The 3,492-nt window shown below is 37.8% G+C and carries 3 protein-coding genes; 2 read left to right on the top strand and 1 reads right to left on the bottom strand.

Annotated elements, in window-relative coordinates; genetic code table 11:
- Positions 1 to 119: 119 nt before the first annotated feature.
- Positions 120 to 1,100: an LNS2 domain-containing protein gene (locus SANK73390_RS20000; RefSeq protein ID WP_462768102.1), complete on the bottom strand. Its 981-nt coding sequence runs from the start codon at positions 1,098 to 1,100 to the stop codon at positions 120 to 122.
- Between the two features lie 352 nt (positions 1,101 to 1,452).
- On the opposite strand from SANK73390_RS20000, the gene dgt reads away from it, so the two are divergent.
- Positions 1,453 to 2,937 carry a dGTPase gene (gene dgt / locus SANK73390_RS19995; RefSeq protein WP_462768101.1) on the top strand — a complete coding sequence of 495 codons (1,485 nt, stop codon included), beginning with the start codon at positions 1,453 to 1,455 and terminating at the stop codon, positions 2,935 to 2,937.
- A gap of 23 nt (positions 2,938 to 2,960) precedes the next feature.
- Positions 2,961 to 3,492 (top strand): hypothetical protein (locus SANK73390_RS19990; protein WP_462768100.1); only part of this gene is annotated, 532 nt, incomplete at its 3' end.

The raw sequence follows: 3,492 nt of genomic DNA, 5'->3' as shown, positions 1-3,492 counted from the left end.
AGTTACTGCCGTCTTCCTAATTAGTCTCATAGTTAAGGCTTCTTCGTCGTTCTGAACTTATTTGAGAATTTCATCATATTAAACGTGTGGCATTTCATCAATCACAAGCTTAGCTTTCTTTATTGACAATTTGCGGCGTCAAAGTTATCTACATATTGTGTAATATGCTCAAAATAGCCATCATCCAAAATAGCCGTCGTACCATAGTGACCTGCATCTTCACCAATCGTGAAGCTATGATCATGGCCAATACCCGCTTCAATAAAAGCTTGGGCATCGGTTTTAGCATTACCATAAGCACGAACAATATTTAGCCCTTGTGCTCTAAAACGATTAATTTGATCAATTTTATACTCGGCAGTTTTGAACAAACTGGTTTCATTACTCAAAGAGGTTCTAAGTATCCCCTCGGGTAAGCCCATCCAATCAAGCCAGCTGCGTGTGCCCTTTGCATACCAATACACCCGAGCGGTTAAATAAAGTGGCTGATAGCCTAAATCTATATAGCGGCGAACTAAGCTATGTGCGCCATCACGCGCATCAGCTCTATCAATGCCTGCATAATCACCAATTGCCTCTTCATCAGAAAGTGTTAATGTACCATCGATATCAAATAAAACTGCGGGTGTATTGGGGTCAATAACAGTTACAAAACCTTCTGTGCCACTGCCATCTGCAGGTACCCCTGCATATACTCTATATTGCCCCGCGGGTAATTCTGGAATAGTCACAAATGCTTTACCATCGCTATTCGTTACTTGCTCTGATAAAAACTGCCATTGGCTATCTTGTTGACCACGAATATAAAAACGCACTGTTTCATACTCTAAGTCTTTGTGTGCAATTGCACCGTAATCAAACTTGGCAGTAAGCGTGGTGCTACTACCCTGAGCAACCACTACATCATGGATCATATGAAAACTAGGCAGCCATGTTATAAAGCGGTTAAGCCCATTTCTGTAACCATTATTAGGTAAACTCGGTTTTGTGTAATTAATTTCCATCCATGTTGAGTCTGCACACTGGGGTAATGCTTTGGCGCAACAAGAAGTTATTGCCACTAGCATGGCGAATGATTTTACTAAGCACGAGGTTTTCATTTTTAATCTCTATGAATTTATTGGAGTAAATACACTATAGAGTTAAAGTTAAACTTTTATTAACAAAAATAAAAAACCAGCAATTCATACTAGTGTTATATACTGAATAACAAAAATGGTTGATAGCGTTTATACAATAAAAGTTATTGAATGCATCATTGTGAAAAAGTTTCATTTTTTAGTGAGATAAGCATACCTTTCGCGCTGATAAAAGTTTGGATTTTACGTCATAGATCACCCTAAAAGGTCAAGATCTCAGTTAAAGCACCATACCCCATTAAAAATCACATAAAATTTACAAGTCTACGCTTTATCAATACAATACTTCAAGGGTCATAAAACGAGCAAGCAAATGGACTTTAAAACAAAAATAAACGGTATCAGGCATTTTGGGCAAAAAGCCAATGCTAACATTAAAATGAGTTTAGAAAGCGACAGAGGTCGTATAATCAATAATGCAGCACTGAGGAGATTACAACAAAAAACCCAAGTATTTCCGCTAGAGCGCAATGCAGCCGTACGTTCAAGACTAACCCACTCCCTCGAAGTACAACAAAATGGCCGTTATATCGCGCAAACTATCGTAAAAGAACTAAAAAAGAGCAATGTAGCACCAACGCTTTATGAGACGCTCTCTTTAGAACTTGAAACACTTGTTGAAATGGCTTGCTTAATGCACGACATCGGTAACCCTGCTTTTGGCCACTTTGGTGAAGCGGCTATTAATGACTGGTTTAGCCGCTATTTAAAACAACATCCTATTTATGGTGGCAACATGCTTGTGCCGGACAACCAATCACAACATAACCTCGACACTATCGACAACCAGTTACTCCATGACCTATGCCACTTTGAAGGTAATGCGCAAGCTATTCGCATCATACATACACTGCTAAGCTTAAATTTAACCTATTGCCAAACAGCCAGTATTTTAAAATATACCCGTTGTGGCACAATGCCTCGCCCACCCTCTACACATTCAAAAAGCTACTTGCAAAAAAAAGTAGGGTACTACTTTAGTGAGCAATCATTTGTTCATAAAATGTGTGATGCATTACAGATAGAATTAGGAAACCGCCACCCAGCGTCTTACATTATGGAAGCAGCAGATGATATATCTTACTGTTTAGCTGATATTGAGGATGCAGTCGAAAAAGGCTTTATTTCAGTGAGCAAAATTATCGAAACATTTAACACTGAATATCAATATGCACTTAATCAATTACCAGAAAACAAGCAAAAAAACTCAGACTTTGTCAAAAAAAAATGTGATAAAGCGCTGCTTCAAGCGCAAAAGAATACTGCAAATTTTGATAATGAGTTTTTTATCTGGCTACGCGTGGGGCTTATTCACCCTCTAGTTGAACATGCCACGCAACGTTTTATTGATAACCTAGATGCGGTCTACGAAGGCAGCTTTAACGAAGCACTTTTAGAAGACAATAGCTATTTGTTCGCTATCACCCAAGCACTTAAAAACGTAGCATTTAAATATGTGTTCAATCACAAGGAAGTTGAGCAATTAGAGTTACAAGGTTATAAAATTACTTCAGGTATTTTAAGTGAATATCAACGCTTACTAGACTTAACAGCCGAACAATTTGCACAAATTGTTAATAAGCAACAAGGCTTCCCGATAGAAACTCGATTACTCAACCGTATTTCAGATAAGTTTGTTGCTGTTTACCAACACACCGTTGATAACCTAACCACACAGCAAAAACAAAATCCAACATACGAGTTTTACTACCGCTGTCGTTTACTGCAAGACTTTGTCAGCGGCATGACCGACCAATTTGCTTATGACACATACAGAACTTTAACTGTCGTCGATTAAATGATACAAAAAAGGATGTTACATTGACCATAATTGAAGCTATCACATTAATTGCACTACTAATAGGAATACCACTCACTATTGCTCGACTACTTGTTGCACACGATAAAATTAAAACAGTCAAAAGCGCCAAGGGCAAAGAATTACATCGTAATTATATACAGTTGAAGAAACTAACAACGCAAGGTATTGATGCGAATTACTCTGAAGCATTGGTTATTCTTAGCAGCATTACCCGAATACATTTAACAATAGAAGAAATTCGCTGGTTTATTAATGAACCTAACGCATTTTTAAAATTAGCCGAATATGGCAAGATATCAGGCCGCTATTGTAAATTAGATCTTATTCGTGGTGAGTTTGCTCTTACCGAGCGAGTATCCACGAGCACAAAACGCTTTATTGAGCGTGCTAAAATAGTTTGTTTATTAGGTGGATTACTTACATTCATATCGCTGTTCTGTTTTCTAATGTCGTTTTATTCTCGGTCTTACGTAGTGACTTATTTAGCCTTTGGTTTTTGGCTTATTTATAGCGTCTTATTAATATGGATGA

This window comes from Pseudoalteromonas sp. SANK 73390, from assembly GCF_054966645.1.
This window is presented reverse-complemented; position numbering and strand designations above follow the sequence as displayed.